Here is a 16809-nt window from a genome sequence, read left to right as displayed (position 1 = left end):
CCATCAGGTTACGGTCGGACGGTGTGACCGGCGTAAGGGGCGCACGGGGGCAGGTCATCCGGTGATCACCGCGGCCACCCGGGTGCCGGCCGGGAAGGCGCCGGCGCCGGCCAGCGTCACCACGCCGTGCAGCATCTTCGCCACGTAGACCCTTTCCGGGTCCAGGCCGTGCCGCCGCCCGAAGTCGGCGGCGAATTCCTCCAGGGCGGGGCTGGTCCTGGCGAAGCCGCCGTGGTGGAAGCGGTCGTCGAGCCGCCAGTTCCCCCGGCGCCCCCCGAAGGCCCGCTCCTGGAGCCGCAGCACGTCGGCGGCCAGGAACGCGCCCCCGCGCAGCACCGGGAAGCCGATCGCCTCGGCGCCCTGCCCCGGTCCGTCCGCGAGGCCCGCGGCCAGCCCCGCGAGCGTGCCGCCCGTGCCGCACGCCACCGCCACCACATCGGCGGCGCCGCGCAGTTCGCGGCCCAGGTCCGCGCAGCCCACGGCCGCCGCCGTGTTCGACCCGCCCTCCGGCAGGACGTACGCGCGGCCGTGCCGGGCCAGCAGCGACGCCAGCACCGCGGGCTCGGTCTTGCGGCGGTACGTCGCCCGGTCGACGAAGTCCAGCCGCATGCCGTCGGCCGCGGCCCTGGCCAGCGAGGGGTTCAGCGGGCGGTCCGCCAGCTCCTCGCCGCGCACCACCCCGACCGTGCGCAGCCCCAGCAGCCGGCCCGCCGCCGCGACCGCCCGCAGGTGGTTGGAGTAGGCGCCGCCGAAGGTCAGCAGGGTGCCGTGGCCCGCCTCGGCGGCGGCGGCGAGATTGAGCCGCAGTTTGCGGAATTTGTTGCCCGGCAGCTCCGGGTGGACCAGGTCGTCCCGCTTGAGCAGCAGCCGCACACCGTGCCGGGCGAGCCGCTCGTCGGCGACCTCGGTCAGCGGCGACGGCGGCTGCGGTTCCAGGAGTGACGGTGCGGCGCTCACGCGCCCATTGTCACCCGGACGTGTGACAGGTACGCCCCGGGGCGGCCGTCCGGCGGGTTCCGGCCGGAGTGCGGAATTCCGCCCCCGTGGGTCCCAGAAGGGCGTTTCGCGGTGCATCCTTGATGCCGTGTACCAAATAGTTGAGGAGTCATTGACCGACCGATCATGGGACGCCACTGCGTCCAGTGACTCGGCCGACGCGCTCACCGCCATGGTGCGGGGGCTGCTGCCCTCGCTCACCCCCGCCGCGGCCCGGATCGCCTCGCTGATCGTGGAGGACCCGGCGCAGGTCGCCCGCAGTACCATCTCCGAACTCAGCGCACTCGCCGGGACCAGCGAGTCGTCGATCGTGCGCACCGCTCGCGCACTCGGCTTCGCCGGATACCCCGAACTGCGGCTCGCCCTCGCCGCGTCCGCCGCGCGGCAGGCGCCGCGCTCCACGCTCAGCGCCGGCATCACCCCCGAGGACTCGGCGGCGGACGTCATCGGCAAGATCGTCCACACCGAGTCGCAGGCCGTCCAGGAGACCGCGAGCCAGCTCGATCCGGTCGAGCTGGACCAGGCCGTCAGAGCCGTGTGCGGCGGCGGCCAGCTGCACATCGCAGGAGTCGGCGCGTCGGGCCTGGTCGCCCAGGACCTCCAGCAGAAGCTGGCGCGTATCGGGCGGCCGTGCCACGCGCACGGCGACTCGCAGTCCGCGCTCACCAGCGCGGTGCTGCTCGGGCCGGGCGACGTCTTCCTCGCGGTCTCGCACTCCGGCGAGAGCCGCGATGTGCTCGAACCGCTGCGCCGGGCCTCCGCCGAGGGGGCCACGACCGTGGTGATCACCAACCACCCGCTCTCGACGGCCGCCCGGCTGGCCGACCACGTCCTGGTCTCCGCGGGCCGCGAGACCACTTTCCGGCCGGGGGCGATGGCCTCCAGGATCAGCCAGCTCGTGGTGGTCGACTGCCTGTTCGTCTGCGTGGCGCAGCGCACGTTCGAGCGGTCCAGCCGCGCGCTGCGGCTCACCCACGAGGCTCTGGAGAGCGACCGCCCTCTCTAGAGCCGCCCGGGGAGCACCGGGGAGCGCCGGGGCCCATCGGGCCGCGGCCGTGTGGTCCGCCACCGGCCGCGGCCCGCCCCTGTCCCGTCCGCCCCGGCCGCGAGGGCGAGCGCCCTCGCGGTGCCGGGGCCGGCGGCCGCGTCAGGAGGCGGCGGGGACCAGGTCCACGTCGGCGGCGTTCACGAACGCCATCCGGTGGTTGTAGACGATCTCGTACACCTTCGTCGTGCCGACGAAGTCGTGCTGGTCGTACGGCGCCGACCCGTCGTAGTAGATGGCGAAGTAGGAGTCGGTGCGCACGGCCGGACCCGCCGCGACGTACGACTGGCCGGCCGGGATGGAGTATTTGGCGCGGGCCAGCTGCGCGCGGGGGGCGCCGCCCTCGAAGGCGATGAAGTCCGGCGGATAGACCGAGGCTTCGGGGTAGGCCGTGGTGTAGACGGGGACGGACGTGGCGCCGGCCTTGGGGACGATGCGGGCGGCCCGCACCGGGACGGTCGCCGGGTGGGCGGCGGAGTCCTGGAGCCAGGCCTTGGCGCCGCCCCACCAGATCGCCGTCCAGCCGGGTGCGCGGTCGGCGACGACGTACTGCTCGCCCGCCGGGGCCTTGTCACCCCAGTCGTTCATGGCGCTGGTCCCGGCGGAGCCGTCCGGGTGCAGGTACGGGTCGGCGACCAGTGGGGCCGAGGCGCTCGGGGCGGTGTGCAGCGGGACGAAGGACGCGGGCGCGTTCTGCGAGGTCGCCGGGCAGTCGAAGCTGCGGTAGGGGCCGGGGAAGCGCTTGTAGCCCTGGACGTCGTCGCAGTAGGTGGTGGTCTGCGGGTTGCGGGCGTAGCCCGGCTTGATCGCCACGACGCCGCTGCCCTGGTGGGCGGTCGCCCGGATCGGCGCGCCGAGCAGGTCGAAGAAGTGCTCCCAGTCCCAGCCGGGTCCGGGGTCCCAGTGCTGGGTGGCGATGCCGCCCTCGGTGCCGCCGGGCACGTTGTCGTGGCCGAGGATGTGGGCGCGGTCCAGCGGGATGTGGTACTCCGCGGCCAGGTAGCGCACCAGCGAGGCGGTGGAGCGGTAGAGGTTCTCGCTGAACCAGGCGGCGCCGTGGGTGGCCCAGCCCTCCTGCTCGATGGCGATGGAGTGCTGGTAGAAGGACCGGTTGGCGCTGTCCCAGGCGATGTCCTTGGTCGGGATCATCTGGGTGACCTGGCCGTCCTGGGACCGTACGACGTAGTGGGCGCCGGCCGCGTACGTCGGGTCGTTGAAGAGGTCGAGGGTGCCGTCGTAGGTCTCGTCGGTGCTGTGCAGGGTGATGTAGCGGATGTCGAGGTCGCCGTTCGGGCGGTCGGCGAGGTCGTGGCTGCCGTAGTCGGCGGGATTCGACGGGTCGAGCAGCGTGTACGCGCCCGGTATGACGTCGCAGTGCAGCGACTTGGGGCATTCGGCGGGCGTGCTGCTGCGCGGCGGGGTGACCTCGGTCAGCCCGAGCTTGCGCACATCGCCGCGGTCCGGGTGCAGCCCGCGGACCGGTGCCAGGGTGATCAGCTGGCCGTCGGCGGTGGTACGGGTGGCGCCGGCGGCCAGGGTGGACCACACGCCGTCGGCGAAGGCCTGCGCGACCTTGTCCTCGGTGGACTGGCTGTAGCGGGCCGCGGCGGCGTACCAGCCGTCGGTGGTGCGCGGCAGCCGGCCGTGCCCGTAGCCCTTCGCGTACGAGGCGAGCAGGGCCGCGCCGCCGCGGATGTTCTGCGCCTCGTCGCCCGTCACGTCCGCGGTGGCGGCGCCCAGCAGGTGGGCCGCGGCCGCCGCGGTGTGCTCGGCGGGGGCGCTGAGCAGCTCGGCGTAGCGCGGCGACCGGGTGCTCAGCCCGTCCGCGTCCAGCACCGCGGCGGTCAGGTCGGTGAGGTTCATCGGACCGTGGCCCGCCTCGGCGTTGGACTGCCCGGCGTGCGCCTCCCAGCGGGTCTCGTAGAAGGAGACCGCTTCGAGTACGGGCAGCGGTACGCCGAACTCCTGCGCCGCCGCGGTGAATTCCGCCTGCCTGACGGTCTGCGGGTCGGCGGCCCCGGCCGCGGTCGTGGTGACCGCGGTCACCGACAGGCCGGCCAGCAGGGACAGGGCGGCGGCCAGGGACAGGGCGCGCCGGTGGCGGGTGGGTCCGTTCGGGCGGTGCATCCAGGCTCCTCGCGTTGCGGGTTGTGCGTGCACGGACAGAAGTGCTGGGCGCAGCCTGTCGAGGCGGACTGGAAGTAAGCAACACCATGTGCGTAAATCCTGAAAGTTTTTGCCATCCCCTGGTCCCCGTCCCCCTTGCCGTCCCCCTTGCCCGTGCCGCCCGCCCGTCCCGCCGCCGCGGAAAGCGGGCTGGCCCTGACGCGTACGTCAAGGTCTACCGTCGTGACCATGCGCATCGGCGAACTCGCGGAACGCGCCGGCACCACGCCGCGAACCCTCCGCTACTACGAATCCCTCGGCCTGCTGCCGCCGGCCGACCGGGCGGGCAACGGCTACCGCAGCTACGGCGAGGAGCACCTGCGGATGCTGGAGCAGATCCGCACCCTCCAGGACTACGGCTTCGGCCTGGAGGAGACCCGCCCGTTCGTGGAGTGCCTGCGGGCCGGGCACCCGGCCGGGGACACATGCGCCGCCTCACTCGCGGTCTACCGCAGCAAGCTGGCGGAGATCGACGCGTGGGTGGACCGGCTGACCTCGGTACGCGCCGAGGTCGCCGCCCAACTGCTGCGGGCCGAGCGGGAGGCGGCCGTGACCGCGGGCGCCGACGCGGAACCGCTGTGCGAACTGACCGCCGCTCCTGCCGGGCGGCACGACGAGGGGACCCTTCCGCCATGACCGCCACCGCAAGCGCCGTACCGACCGTGACCGATGCCACCTTCGCCGCCGAAGTGCTGGCCAGCGACCTGCCGGTGCTGGTCGAGTTCACCGCCGACTGGTGCCCGCCCTGCCGCATGATCGCCCCGGTGCTCGCGGAGATCGCGGTGGAGGAGGCGCACCGGCTGCGGATCGTCCAGCTCGACGTGGACACCAACCCCGCCACCCAGGCCGCGTACGGCGTGATGTCCATGCCGACGCTGCTGCTCTTCCGGGCCGGTGAGCCGGTCAAGGTGATGGTGGGCGCCCGCCCGAAGCGCCGGCTGCTCCAGGAGCTGGCCGACGTGGTGTGAGCCGGGGAGCGCGGTCGCCGCGCTCCCCCCTCCGGAGCGCGGCGTGGAAACACCCCCGCTCACCGGTACGGGGGGCCGGGCGAACGGGGGTGCTCCGTGCCCGGCGTCACACCAGGCGTATGTATGAGCAATCCAAGCGGGTTCGGTGTGACACCATTTGACGTGACGCTCGTCACATCGTGGTCAACGGCCGGTGCCCCCGTCGGGGCACCGGCCGTTTCCGCAGGTCAGCCAGGTGCGGCCATGATCGGCCGCGCGCCACGCCGTAACCGGGATCGGCGGAGGCGTGTCACACCCGCCGGCCCGATCGACGGCGCGGGGCGCCCGCCGGCCGGATCAGCGGCGGGCGACGCCCTCCACGCGGGCGGCGGCCGCGACCGCGGCGGTCACGGCGGGCGCGACCCGGGCGTCGAAGGGCGACGGGATCACGCAGTCCGCGCTCAGCTCGCCGGCGACCACATCGGCCAGCGCGGCGGCGGCGGCGAGCTTCATGCCCTCGGTGATGGCCGAGGCGCGCACCTGGAGGGCGCCGGCGAAGATGCCGGGGAAGGCCAGCACGTTGTTGATCTGGTTGGGGAAGTCGCTGCGCCCGGTGGCGACCACCGCGGCATACCGGTGGGCGACCTCGGGGTGGATCTCCGGGGTCGGGTTGGCCATCGCGAAGACGAAGCAGCCCTCGGCCATCGTCGCGACCGCGGACTCGGCCACCGTGCCGCCGGAGACGCCGATGAAGACGTCGGCGCCGGCGAGCGCCGACTCCAGCGAGCCGGTGAGGCCGGCCCGGTTCGTATACGAAGCCAGCTCGCGCTTGACCGGGTTGAGGTCGTCGCGGCCCTCGTGGACCACGCCCTTGCGGTCGGTGACCGCGACATCGCCGATGCCCGCCTCCAGCAGGATCCTGGCGATGGCGACCCCGGCGGCGCCGGCCCCGGAGATGACCGCCCGCAGCGCGCCGATGTCACGCCCCGTCAGCTTCGCGGCATTGCGCAGCGCGGCGAGCGTCACCACCGCGGTGCCGTGCTGGTCGTCGTGGAAGACCGGGATGTCGAGGCGCTCGATCAGCCGCCGTTCGATCTCGAAGCAGCGCGGCGCGGAGATGTCCTCCAGGTTGACCCCGCCGAACGACGGCGCGAGCCGGACCACGGTCTCCACGATCTCGTCGACGTCCGTGCAGTCCAGGGCGATCGGGACCGCGTCGACGCCGCCGAACTGCTTGAAGAGGATCGCCTTGCCCTCCATCACCGGCAGTGACGCCTCGGGCCCGATGTCGCCGAGCCCGAGCACCGCGGTCCCGTCCGTGACGACGGCCACGACCTGTGACTTCCAGGTGTAGTCGTGCACCAGCTCCGGGCGTTCGGCGATGGCGGTGCAGACCTCGGCCACCCCCGGGGTGTACGCGAGCGACAGGTCGGCGGCGTCGCGCACCGGCACGGTGGAGGCGATCTCCATCTTGCCGCCGCGGTGCAGCGCGAAGACCGGATCGAGGGGGATGTCGTCGGTGTCGGCCGCCGGCCCGGCGTTGCCGCCTGTCAGCGGATTAACGATCTCCGTTGCCACTTGTGACCCCTTTGTCAGATATGAGGGAGATTGCTCACCCCGGGGGCGGGGGGAGGTGGGCTCGGCGTCCGCGTCACCAGAGACGAGTGAGCGAAGTGGCGGACAGGGACGCCTGGTGCGCCGCACGCGCACCGGCCCCGGATGAGGGGTGAGGATCCGTTCTACCGGATGACTGTTTCAGGGCGCCAAAGGGAATGGATCAAGCCCTGATCGGCGCGGCCCCATCGCGGTCCTGCCTTGGTGTGCCGGCCCGATGGGAGCCCGGGGATCGCCCGTTATCCGATTTTGACACAACAGGCCCCCCGGTCGGCGCTGTCCGGATGGCAAGATGCACAGATCACACACGGTGGCGGTACTCGAAGGCGTGTGCCAGGCCGCCAGCAGGACACTTCACCTCTTCAGGAGGACACAGCGATGACCGTACGCACGACCAGGCGTACCACCGCCCTCTCCCGGCTCAGCGCGGTCGCCGCCGTGGCGGTCGCCGGCACCCTGGCGCTCAGCGGGTGCGGCGACCAGACCAAGAAGGACGACACGCCGCCGAGTTCCAGCGCGGCGGGTGCCGGCGGTGCGACGACCAGCGGCGCAGCGGATTCGCTGTTCGCCAAGCTGCCGCAGAAGTACCAGGACTCCAAGGTGATCCAGGTCGGCACCGACGCGTCCTACGCGCCCATGGAGCAGACCCAGGACGGCAAGATCGTCGGTATCGACCCGGACATCGGCGCCGCGCTCGGCGCGAAGCTCGGGGTGACGTTCAAGTTCACCAACGGCACGTTCGACGGGCTCATCACCAGTTTGCAGACCGGCCGCTCCGACATCGTGATGTCCGCTATGAGCGACACCAAGGCCCGCCAGGGCGGACTCGACGACAAGGGCAAGAAGATCGGCACCGGCGTCGATTTTGTGGATTACTACAACTCCGGCTCCTCGCTGCTGGTGCAGAAGGGCAACCCCAAGGGCGTCAAGTCGCTCGGCGACCTGTGCGGCCAGACCGTCGCCGTGCAGCGCGGCACGATCTACGAGGACGCCTTCAAGAAGCAGAAGACCGCCTGCGGCAGCAAGGGCCTGACCATCCAGGCCTTCGACACCGACGCCCAGGCCCAGACCCGGGTCAAGGCCGGCGGCGCGGTCGCCGACCTCAACGACACCCCGGTCGCCGCCTACATCGCCCAGACCTCGGGCAAGGGCGCCGACTTCGAGGTCGCCGGCGCACCGGCCGACGCCGGGCCGTTCGGCATCGCGGTCAACAAGAACGACACCCAGCTGCGGGACGCGCTCAAGGCCGCCATGGACGCGATCGTGGCGGACGGGACCTACGCCAAGATCCTGCAGAAGTGGAACGCCGCCTCCGGCGCGATCGCCACCGTCGCGGTCAACGGCGGCTCGTGACGTGAGCGGGACATCGGCCGGCCGTGCCCCCGAGGGTACGGCCGGCCCCTCCGACGAGATCCCCGTGAGTCCCTACGAGGCGATCCGGGCCGTTCCGGTACGCCACTACGGCCGGTGGGTCGCCGCCGTGGTGGTCGTGGTGCTGCTGGGCTGGCTGGCGTACGGCTTCTCCCAGGGCAAGATCATCTGGAGCACGGTCGGCGACAAGGTCTTCGACCACACCGTGCTGACCGGCCTGTGGCACACCGTGCTGATCTCGGTGTGCGCGATGGCCATGGGCCTGGTGCTCGGCGTGCTGTTCGCGGTCATGCGGCTGTCGAAGAACCCGGTCACCGGCGCGGTCTCCTGGCTGTACATCTGGTTCTTCCGCGGCACCCCGGTCTACGTGCAGCTGCTGATGTGGTTCAACCTCTCGCTGATCTTCCACACGATCAACCTGGGGCCGATCTACAAGAACGACACCGTCGCCGTGATGACCCCCTTCGTGGCCGCCCTGCTGGGCCTCGGCCTCAACGAGGGCGCCTACATGGCGGAGATCGTCAGGGCCGGCATCCAGTCGGTGGACGAGGGCCAGACCGAGGCGTCGCACGCGCTGGGCATGACCGGCGTGAAGACCATGAGCAGGATCGTGCTGCCGCAGGCGATGCGGGTGATCATCCCGCCGACCGGCAACGAGTTCATCAACATGCTCAAGACGTCCTCGCTGGTCTCGGTCGTGCAGTATTCCGAAGTCCTGCGCGCCACCTCCGACATCGGTGTCGGCTCCAACGCGATCATGGAGATGTACTTCGTCGCGTCGATCTGGTACCTGGTGCTGACCAGCGTGTTCAGCGTCGGCCAGTTCTATCTGGAACGGCGCTACGCCCGCGGCTCGCTGCGGTCGCTGCCGCTGACCCCGTGGCAGAAGGTCAGAACGAACCTGACCACCCTGCGCCGACCGAAGGTGGCCTGATCATGAGCATTCCCAGCATGACCAAGCCGGGCGCCGGCGGCAGCCCCGTCGAGCCGATGGTCAAGGCGCAGAACGTCCACAAGTCCTTCGGCGCCGCGCACATCCTCAAGGGCATCGACCTGGAGGTCGCACCGCGGGAGGTGTGCTGCCTGATCGGCCCCTCGGGCTCGGGCAAGTCCACCTTCCTGCGCTGCATCAACCACCTGGAGCAGATCAACGCCGGGCGGCTGTGGGTGGACGGCGACCTCGTCGGCTACCGGCAGCGCGGCGACCGGCTGTACGAGCTGCGCGACCGCGAGGTCGCCGCGAAGCGCCGGGACATCGGCATGGTCTTCCAGCGCTTCAACCTCTTCCCGCACATGACCGCGATAGAGAACGTCATGGAGGGTCCGGTCCAGGTCAAACGGGAGACCAGGGCGGTCGCCCGGGAGCGGGCCGCCGCGCTGCTCGAACGGGTCGGCCTGGCCGACAAGGCGGCCAGCTACCCCGCCCAGCTGTCCGGCGGCCAGCAGCAGCGGGTGGCCATCGCCCGGGCGCTGGCCATGGAGCCCAAGCTGATGCTCTTCGACGAGCCCACCTCCGCGCTCGACCCCGAGCTGGTCGGCGACGTCCTGGACGTGATGCGCGGGCTGGCCGAGGACGGCATGACCATGATCGTGGTCACCCATGAGATGGGCTTCGCCCGTGAGGTCGGCGACGCGCTGGTCTTCATGGACGACGGTGTGGTGGTCGAGTCGGGCCACCCGCGGGAGGTGCTGACCAACCCGCAGCACGAGCGCACCAGGACCTTCCTGTCCAAGGTGCTCTGACCATGCGGCCCGCAGGTACCGCGACCGCGACCGCGCCGCCCCGCGGCGCCGAAGGCGTGCCGTCCCGCGCCGCCGTGCCCGCGACCGCCGGCCCGGTAATAGCCTGGAGTCAGATCCGGCTGTTACCGGCGCCGGACCGCACCCCGTAAAGGACCAAAGAGGACCATCTGTGGATCTGGCCTACTACTCGGACTACGCCGTGCGCCTCGTGAACAGCGAGCAGCCGTTGCGCGGCACCGACACGCTGACCTCGGTCGAGGCCATACGCGAGCTGGTCGGGCCGGCCTCGCACGCCGGCTCGCGCGCCGTCGACGCGGATGTGGCCCGGCTGCGCGCCGTACGCACCCGGTTGCGCGGGGTGTTCGAGGCGGCCGACGAGGAGGACGAGGTCCGCGCGGTCGACCTGCTCAACGCGCTCATGCTGGAGTTCCCGGTCAGCCCGCAGATCTCCGGGCACGACCATCTCGACGACGCCACCGGGCGCCCCGACTGGCACATGCACCTGGCCGAGCAGGCCGCCAACGCCACCGCCGGCTACTCGGCCACCGCCTGCATGGGCCTGGCCTTCCAGCTGACCACGCTGGGCGTGGACCGGCTCGGCATCTGCGAGGCCGCGCCCTGCCGCAACGCCTACGTCGACACATCGACCAACAGGTCGCGTCGCTACTGCTCCGACCGCTGCGCGACCCGCGCCAACGTGGCCGCCTACCGGGCCCGCAAACGCCTGGAGAGCGACCGGTCCGGCCGCAGCGGCCGTACGCAGGACGCCGCCCACGACGCCACGCCGGCCACCGACCGCTGAAGTTCACGCGGTGGCCTGAACCGTCCCCTGGCACGCGCGAGCACCAGGTCGTCGGGCACCGTGCCGAACTCCCTGCTGTCGTTCTGCACGAACGTGTTGTCGCCCCGCACCCACCAGCCGCCCTCGCGGCGCTCGACGGCCCGCTTCACGATCAGCAGGTCCTGCTGCAACGGGTGTTTCAGCACCACGACGTCCCCCTCGCGCACCAGCTCGGCGCCGCTGCTGATCTTCTGGATCAGCAGCCAGTCCCCGTGCAGCAGCGTGGGCGCCATCGACGGACCAGTGACCTCGACCAGCTGCCACGACAGCCTGGCCCCCTGCTCCCGCATTACCGCCTCCTGGTTCGTTCCGCCATCGGACCCAGAGTGACACCGGACTTTTGTCGCAAGCCACCAGGGGCACCCGAGAAAACGACTCCTCCAGGGAGTAATGTCCCACCTGAAAGACGATCACGAGGAAGGACGGCCATGTTCACTCGCCTGTTCGCGCCCAAGGTGAAGGTAAGCGCACACTGCGACCTGCCCTGCGGCGTGTACGACCCGGCCCAGGCCCGCATCGAGGCCGAGTCCGTCAAGGCAGTCCAGGAGAAGTACCAGGCCAACGAGGACGCGGACTTCCGCACGCGTGCCGTGCTCATCAAGGAGCAGCGCGCCGAGCTGGCCAAGCACCACGTCTCCGTGCTGTGGAGCGACTACTTCAAGCCCCCGCACTTCGAGAAGTACCCCCAGCTCCACCAGCTGGTGAACGACACGCTCAAGGCCCTCAGCGCCGCCAAGGCCTCGAACGACCCGGCCACCGGCCAGAAGGCCCTCGACCTGATCTCGGAGATCGACAAGATCTTCTGGGAGACCAAGAAGGCCTGACGCCTTCGGTCCCCCACGGGTCAACACCGCGCCCGGCATGTCCCCCAGGGGAGGTGCCGGGCGCGGCCGTTCCCGGCGCGGAGAGCGCGCGACGCGCGCAGGGCGGGCCGGAGCCGCCGGCGCGCTCGGGAGCCACGGCGCTCAGGAGTCGCCGAGCGGGCCCGGCCGGTCGCGCCGGCTCAGATCGATCGTCAGGCGCCCCCCGCTGTGGGCCTCGACGCCGGCCACCAGCTCCTTCCACTGGGCGGCCGTGAAGACCCGGGCGTCCACCAGGTGCAGGCGCCGGCCGCCGCGCGGCACCGCGTACAGCGACACGACGGTGTCGTGGCTGCCGTAGCCGAAATCCAGCAGGGCGACCTCCTCCCACCGCATCCGCGCTCTGACCTCCCAGCGGTAGCCGCCGCCCACCCGCGCCCAGGCGATGCGGACGGCGAGCCCGGACCGGTCCAGGCTCAGCTCGGTGTCCTGCGCGCCGCTGCGCACGGTGACCGGCGGCCGTTCCCGCTGCCCGCGCCCGGGTGCGCGGCCCTGCCCGCTGCCGCCGCCGCGGAAGAAGCCCGTGACCCTGGTGACCACCGCGGCCCAGCGCCCGCGGCCCTGACTGCTGCCCACACCGTCCGCCTCTCCTCGGGCCGTACGCCGGCCCGACTCGCGTCCCGCGGCTGACACACTCTCATTTCCCGTATCCCCGGCGGCCGTTAGCATGAGTTTCCGATGCCCGCCTTGTGACCGCCGGGGGATGAGGACACGTGCTGAGCAGGTCGTCGGACGGCGCGCCCAGGGCGCTGCGCAAGGCCCTCAGGACCGTCGAGCGGCGGTTCCGACCCACGGCGCTCACGGCCAGGGAGCTGGACGGCGCCGCCCCCGCGTACGGCGACGCGCTGGTGCGGGCGCTCGGCCATGACGCCGGGACGGCGCTGCGGCTCTACGGGCGCTTCGACGCCCGGCTGCCCGCCGAGGCGTACCCGAAGGCCTTCGGCCCGGCGGAACTGGTGGCCCTGCACGGCCTGGCCGACCACCCCGACCGGTCCGCGCTGACGGTGGTCGCGGCCGTCGCGGGGCGGCTCGGCGACCGCGCGCTGGAGCGTACGGCGGCGGGCCGGCTGACAGCGCGGGCCGCCGAGCAGGACGGCGCCGACGACCTCGTCGCGCTGCTGGGCCGCTGGCAGGACAGGGGCCTGCTCGACCTCGGGCTGACGACCGACGCGCTGCGCGCGTACACCGCGAGGGCGGCGCTGACCGGCGACGCCGCGCTCTGGTCGGCGTTCTTCGACCACCTCGCCGAGCCGCTGCTGCCCGATCTTTACCCGGTGCGGCTCTTCCTCGGCCGGGGCGCCGACGCGGTGCGGCTCGCCGACACCGCCGCGCGCCGGCGGCAGGCGCTTGCCTGCTGTACGGCCTCGCCGCGGCTGGACGACGTCCTGGCCGGACTGGCGCTGGCCGGCAGCGAAGGGGCGGCGGACGATCTGCGGCTGCTCGCCGAGCGGGCCGGCGACCTGCTGCTGGCGGCCGGGCGGCCGGACGACGCGCTGGCGCACTACGAACGCGCCGGGCGCCAGGACGGGGTGAGCCGCTGCCACGAGGCGCGCGGCGACCACTTCGCCGCGCTCGACACCTGCGCGGGCGAGGACACCGACCGGCTCGCGTCGCTGGCCGCCGCCTGCACCGCCGAGGCCGAGGCGCACGCCGAGCGGCAGGACACCGCCGAGGCCTTACGGCTGGCGTCGGTGGTCCTGACGCACCTGGAGCGGGCCGCGGAACACACCGAGCCCGTCCTGCGCCGGCGCGCGGAGGCCCAGAGCGTGCGCGCGGCCCTCGTGGCGGTCGAGAGGCGCCGCCTGGAGCAGACGCTGCACCAGGCGCCCGACGGCGAGCGCGCGGCCGTGCACCAGGAGTGGAGCCACTTCGAGGAGGCCGCGGGCGAGTCGGCCGAGGCGGCCCGCCACGCCGCCGAGGCCGGGGACCTCTACCGGGCCCACCGCCTCTACCGCGCGGCCGAGCGGTACGGCGACGCCGACCGGGTCCTCAAGGGCGACGACTCGCCGCGCGGGCGGGCCGCGCGTGCCGCGGCCCGCGAAGCCGGCGGCGACCTGCTGGGCGCGGCAGGCGTCCATGAGGAGGCCGGCCGGTACGAGGAGGCCGCCGCGCTCTACGCCAGGGCCGACGACCCCGCGGCGGCGGCACGCTGCCTGATCGCGGCGAAGGGCGACGACGCGGTCGAGGACCCGCGGCTGCACGGATTCCTGCGCCAGGCGGGCGATATCGGGCAGCTCGTCCGCCTGTGCCTGGACGCGCTCGACCGCGCCGGCCTCGCCTCGTCCGCGGCCGACGTGCTGCGGCAGCTGGTGGCCGAGGACGACACGGCGATCCCCGGGCCGCTGCGGCACCGGGTGCGCGAGGCGCTGGACGCGGTCGGCGCGGTCGGCCGCGGGGCGTTCGAGGAGCGCGTCGCGGACTGGGTGGCGCGCGCCCGGGCCGACGTCGACCACCGCTTCGCCGCGACCTGGGGCCTGGACCTGGGCACCAGCACCTGTGTCGCCGCGGTCTACGACAGTCTGGCGGCGCGCCCGGTGATCTGCCCGGACGGCGGCAAGGCGCACTTCGCCTCGACGCTGACCGTGACCGACCGGGGCGAGGAGATCGTCGGGCTGACCGGCGACCAGGTCCTCGCGCCCTGGGTGGTCGGCCACATCAGCGCGGCCAAACGCCGGATGGGCGACGGCATCGTCTACCGGATCCGCGACCGCGAGTACCGCCCCGAGGAAGTCGCCGCCCGGCTGATCCGGCACGCCAGGACCCTGGTGGAGAAGCTGCTGCACGACCACGTGAAGGAGCGGCTGGCCGAACTCGCCCGCGCCGAGATCGGGCAGGTCAGGGACGAGTGGCTGGTCTGGGCGGCCGAGCGGCACGACTTCGGGCTGGAGCGGCCGGACGCCATCCTCACCATCCCCGCGTACTTCCTGAACAACGCCAAGCACGCCACCCGCGACGCCTGCGCGATCGCCGGGGTCACGGCCGTACGGCTGATCCACGAGCCGACCGCCGCGTGCATGGCGGCGGCCCAGCAGCGGCGGCTCGACGGGCAGATCGTCGTGGTGGACCTGGGCGCGGGCACCCTGGACGTCAGCGCCCTCGACGTCGACAGCAGTGTCTACGACGTCGAGCAGGTGCTCGGCGACAACCAGTACGGCGGGCAGGACTTCGACGCCCTCATCGCCGACGAACTCGCGGAACAGCTGCGGGCCCAGGGTCTGGACGTCCCCTCGGGCGGCCGGACCCGGCGCCGGCTGGCGCTCGCCGCCGAGCACCTCAAGATCGCCCTGTCCTCGCAGGACGAGGCGGAATACACCCTCAACGCCTTCCTGGGCCGCCCCGAGGTCCGCGTCGCCCTCGACCGCACCGAGCTGGCCCGGCTGCTGGCCGGCTCGCTGCGCACCCTGCGGGACGTGTGCAAGAAGATGCGGGCCGACATGGCGGTCCCCGCCAAGCACCTGGTCCTGGTCGGCGGTCCGATGCTCTCGCCGCTGGTCAGCGGGGCCGTCGAGCGGGTCTTCGACCTCAAGCGCACGGTGCTGGCCGACCCGCGGGCCGCCGTGGCGTGCGGCGCGGCCCTCCAGGGGGCGGCGCTCACCGGGCACCTCAAGGACAGCCTGCTGCTGGACGTCACGCCCTTCCCGCTGGGCATCGCCGTGCTCAAGGACGACGGCAGCGACGGCTTCTCCGTCCTGGTCGAGCGCAACACCAAGATCCCGGTCAAGCGCTCCGACGTCTTCACCACCGTCACCGACAACCAGTCGGAGGTGCGGATCGAGGTCTACAACGGACAGCTCGACCCGCGCTCGCGGATCGGCGTCGTCCCGCTCACCGGCATCCCGCCGCTGGCCATGGGGGAACCGCAGATCGAGGTGACCTTCGAATTCGACGCCAGCTGCGTCCTGACGGTCACCGCGACGGACAAGGGGACGGGTAGGAGCCGGTCGGTCGACTTCACCGACACGACGCTGCTCTCGCCGCAGGAGATCAGGGCCATGTCGGAACGGCACCTGGACCAGCGCGAGGTGGAGCGGATCCACCGGGAGCTGCGGGAGCTGGTCGAGGGCGCGGACGACGACTGCGAGCGGGTGTGCCGGGAGTTCCGGGAGCGGCTGAGCGCCCACCGGCCCTCCCACGAGCCGGTGGACGCCGCCACCCAGCGCGTACTGGCCGAGATGTACGGCCCCGAGTCGGCCGAGCTGGAGAACGAGCTGCTCTCGCTGCGCGGCCCGCTGCTCGATCTGCTGACCACCGTGCGGGACTACCTCGCGCTGCCCGGCTCCGTGGACCGGATCCCCGCGGGGCGGCACCTCGCCGACCAGCTCGGCGAACGCCTCGGGCGGATGCGCCGGGGCATGGCGCGGATGGCCCGCTGGAACGACGTGCTCGCCTCGCTCGCCGCGATCGACCGCGACCCGCTGCGGCGCTTCCGCTCCCTGCACGACGCCGGCGACCACGGCCGCGCGCTGCGCGCGCTCGACGAACTGGCCGAGCCGCCGGCACTGCCGGAGGACCTGCGGCGGCGGCTGCGCTGCCTGGCGGGCGTCGGCGACGCGGAGGGCTACCGGCGGTTCCTGCTCGAAGACGCCGCCAGGCTGCCGGCCGTGGTGCGCGACCCCGCGCGGCCCGAGCGGTTCGCGGCGGCGGCCGGCGCCGCGCTCGTCCGGGTCGGCGACGGCAGCGGCTTCCTGGTCTCCGACCGCCATGTGGTGACCAGCCGCAGATGGCTGGCGGCGGACCGCACCGCGACGGTGGTGCGCCTGGCGGACGGGCCGCGGACCGTACAGCACGCCTTCCTGCCCGACGCCTCCGCCATCGACACGGCGGTGCTGCTGCTGGCCCGGCCGGCGCCGACCCCGCCGCTGCGGCTGGGATTCCCGCGGCTCACCCACATCGGCGACCTGGTCTGGGCGGCGGCGCCCGGCGAGGCGCTGCGCCCCGGGATCATCGAGAAGTTCGAGCCGTTTCCCGAGCACGGCCTCCAGGTGTACCGGACCGACCTGCGGCTGACCCCGGCCGCGGCGGGCGGCCCGCTGCTCAACGAACTCGGCGAGGTGATCGGCACCCTGGTGCCCGGCGGGGCGTCGCAGCCCGCCTTCGCGGTCACGGCCGACTCGCTGGCCCCGCTCCTGGTGAGCGCCGGATTCGGGCTGACCGGCGGCGGCGACGGCGGCGGCGGGGACCGCGGATGAGGCCCGAGGGCGGGCGCCGATGCGTTAGCGTCGGGGG

At 72.9% G+C, this 16809-nt stretch carries 14 protein-coding genes; 9 read left to right on the top strand and 5 right to left on the bottom strand.

The features are described from left to right. Nucleotides 1–54: 54 nt before the first annotated feature. Nucleotides 55–957 carry a 1-aminocyclopropane-1-carboxylate deaminase/D-cysteine desulfhydrase gene (locus OHA86_RS12000; protein ID WP_329174873.1) on the bottom strand — a complete coding sequence of 301 codons (903 nt, stop codon included), beginning with the start codon at nucleotides 955–957 and terminating at the stop codon, nucleotides 55–57. A 151-nt stretch (nucleotides 958–1108) separates the two neighbouring features. On the opposite strand from OHA86_RS12000, the gene OHA86_RS11995 reads away from it, so the two are divergent. Continuing rightward, on the top strand, nucleotides 1109–2002 hold the full coding sequence (locus OHA86_RS11995) for a MurR/RpiR family transcriptional regulator (RefSeq protein WP_329174871.1): 894 nt from the start codon (nucleotides 1109–1111) through the stop codon (nucleotides 2000–2002). A gap of 141 nt (nucleotides 2003–2143) precedes the next feature. Here OHA86_RS11995 and OHA86_RS11990 read toward each other — a convergent pair whose 3' ends face one another. Further along, a complete protein-coding gene (locus OHA86_RS11990) occupies nucleotides 2144–4168 on the bottom strand; it encodes an N-acetylmuramoyl-L-alanine amidase (RefSeq protein WP_329174869.1) in 2025 nt (674 codons plus the stop codon). A gap of 228 nt (nucleotides 4169–4396) precedes the next feature. On the opposite strand from OHA86_RS11990, the gene OHA86_RS11985 reads away from it, so the two are divergent. Beyond that, complete coding sequence (locus OHA86_RS11985; protein WP_329174867.1) at nucleotides 4397–4843, top strand: MerR family transcriptional regulator; 447 nt, start codon at nucleotides 4397–4399, stop codon at nucleotides 4841–4843. Beyond that, on the top strand, nucleotides 4840–5175 hold the full coding sequence (trxA, locus tag OHA86_RS11980; RefSeq protein WP_329174865.1) for a thioredoxin: 336 nt from the start codon (nucleotides 4840–4842) through the stop codon (nucleotides 5173–5175). The genes OHA86_RS11985 and trxA overlap by 4 nt, the downstream gene beginning before the upstream one ends. 336 nt (nucleotides 5176–5511) lie before the next feature. On the opposite strand, the gene OHA86_RS11975 is transcribed toward trxA, so the two are convergent. Then, nucleotides 5512–6732: an NAD(P)-dependent malic enzyme gene (locus OHA86_RS11975; RefSeq protein ID WP_329174863.1), complete on the bottom strand. Its 1221-nt coding sequence runs from the start codon at nucleotides 6730–6732 to the stop codon at nucleotides 5512–5514. A gap of 414 nt (nucleotides 6733–7146) precedes the next feature. Here OHA86_RS11975 and OHA86_RS11970 point away from each other — a divergent pair, with 414 nt between their 5' ends. The 4 genes from OHA86_RS11970 (at nucleotide 7147) to OHA86_RS11955 (ending at nucleotide 10684) form a co-directional block, all read left to right on the top strand. Next, the gene (locus tag OHA86_RS11970) at nucleotides 7147–8121 is read left to right on the top strand and encodes an ABC transporter substrate-binding protein (RefSeq protein WP_329174861.1); all 975 of its coding nucleotides are present in this window, start codon (nucleotides 7147–7149) and stop codon (nucleotides 8119–8121) included. Between the two features lies 1 nt (nucleotide 8122). Beyond that, complete coding sequence (locus tag OHA86_RS11965; protein ID WP_443053944.1) at nucleotides 8123–9073, top strand: amino acid ABC transporter permease; 951 nt, start codon at nucleotides 8123–8125, stop codon at nucleotides 9071–9073. Nucleotides 9074–9075: 2 nt separating this feature from the next. Next, nucleotides 9076–9882 carry an amino acid ABC transporter ATP-binding protein gene (locus tag OHA86_RS11960; RefSeq protein ID WP_329174860.1) on the top strand — a complete coding sequence of 269 codons (807 nt, stop codon included), beginning with the start codon at nucleotides 9076–9078 and terminating at the stop codon, nucleotides 9880–9882. A gap of 169 nt (nucleotides 9883–10051) precedes the next feature. Then, complete coding sequence (locus OHA86_RS11955; RefSeq protein ID WP_329174858.1) at nucleotides 10052–10684, top strand: CGNR zinc finger domain-containing protein; 633 nt, start codon at nucleotides 10052–10054, stop codon at nucleotides 10682–10684. On the opposite strand, the gene sodX is transcribed toward OHA86_RS11955, so the two are convergent. Then, the gene (gene sodX / locus OHA86_RS11950; RefSeq protein WP_329174856.1) at nucleotides 10588–11013 is read right to left on the bottom strand and encodes a nickel-type superoxide dismutase maturation protease; all 426 of its coding nucleotides are present in this window, start codon (nucleotides 11011–11013) and stop codon (nucleotides 10588–10590) included. The two genes, OHA86_RS11955 and sodX, sit on opposite strands and share 97 nt — an antisense overlap. Before the next feature lie 138 nt (nucleotides 11014–11151). On the opposite strand from sodX, the gene sodN reads away from it, so the two are divergent. Next, nucleotides 11152–11547 (top strand): superoxide dismutase, Ni, encoded by a 396-nt coding sequence (gene sodN / locus OHA86_RS11945; RefSeq protein ID WP_329174854.1) that lies wholly within the window; start codon nucleotides 11152–11154, stop codon nucleotides 11545–11547. A gap of 141 nt (nucleotides 11548–11688) precedes the next feature. Here sodN and OHA86_RS11940 read toward each other — a convergent pair whose 3' ends face one another. Beyond that, a complete protein-coding gene (locus OHA86_RS11940; RefSeq protein ID WP_329174853.1) occupies nucleotides 11689–12159 on the bottom strand; it encodes a hypothetical protein in 471 nt (156 codons plus the stop codon). Nucleotides 12160–12296: 137 nt separating this feature from the next. Between OHA86_RS11940 and OHA86_RS11935 the strand changes: the two genes are divergently transcribed. After that, entirely contained in the window at nucleotides 12297–16772 is a 4476-nt protein-coding gene (locus OHA86_RS11935) for an Hsp70 family protein (protein ID WP_329174851.1), read from the top strand. The last annotated feature ends 37 nt before the right edge of the window (nucleotides 16773–16809 follow it).

The sequence above is a fragment of the Streptomyces sp. NBC_01477 genome (assembly GCF_036227245.1).
In the GTDB taxonomy this organism is placed as follows: Bacteria; Actinomycetota; Actinomycetes; order Streptomycetales; family Streptomycetaceae; genus Actinacidiphila.
The sequence above is the reverse complement of the archived record's forward strand: the minus strand, read 5'-3'. Positions and strand labels throughout refer to the sequence as shown.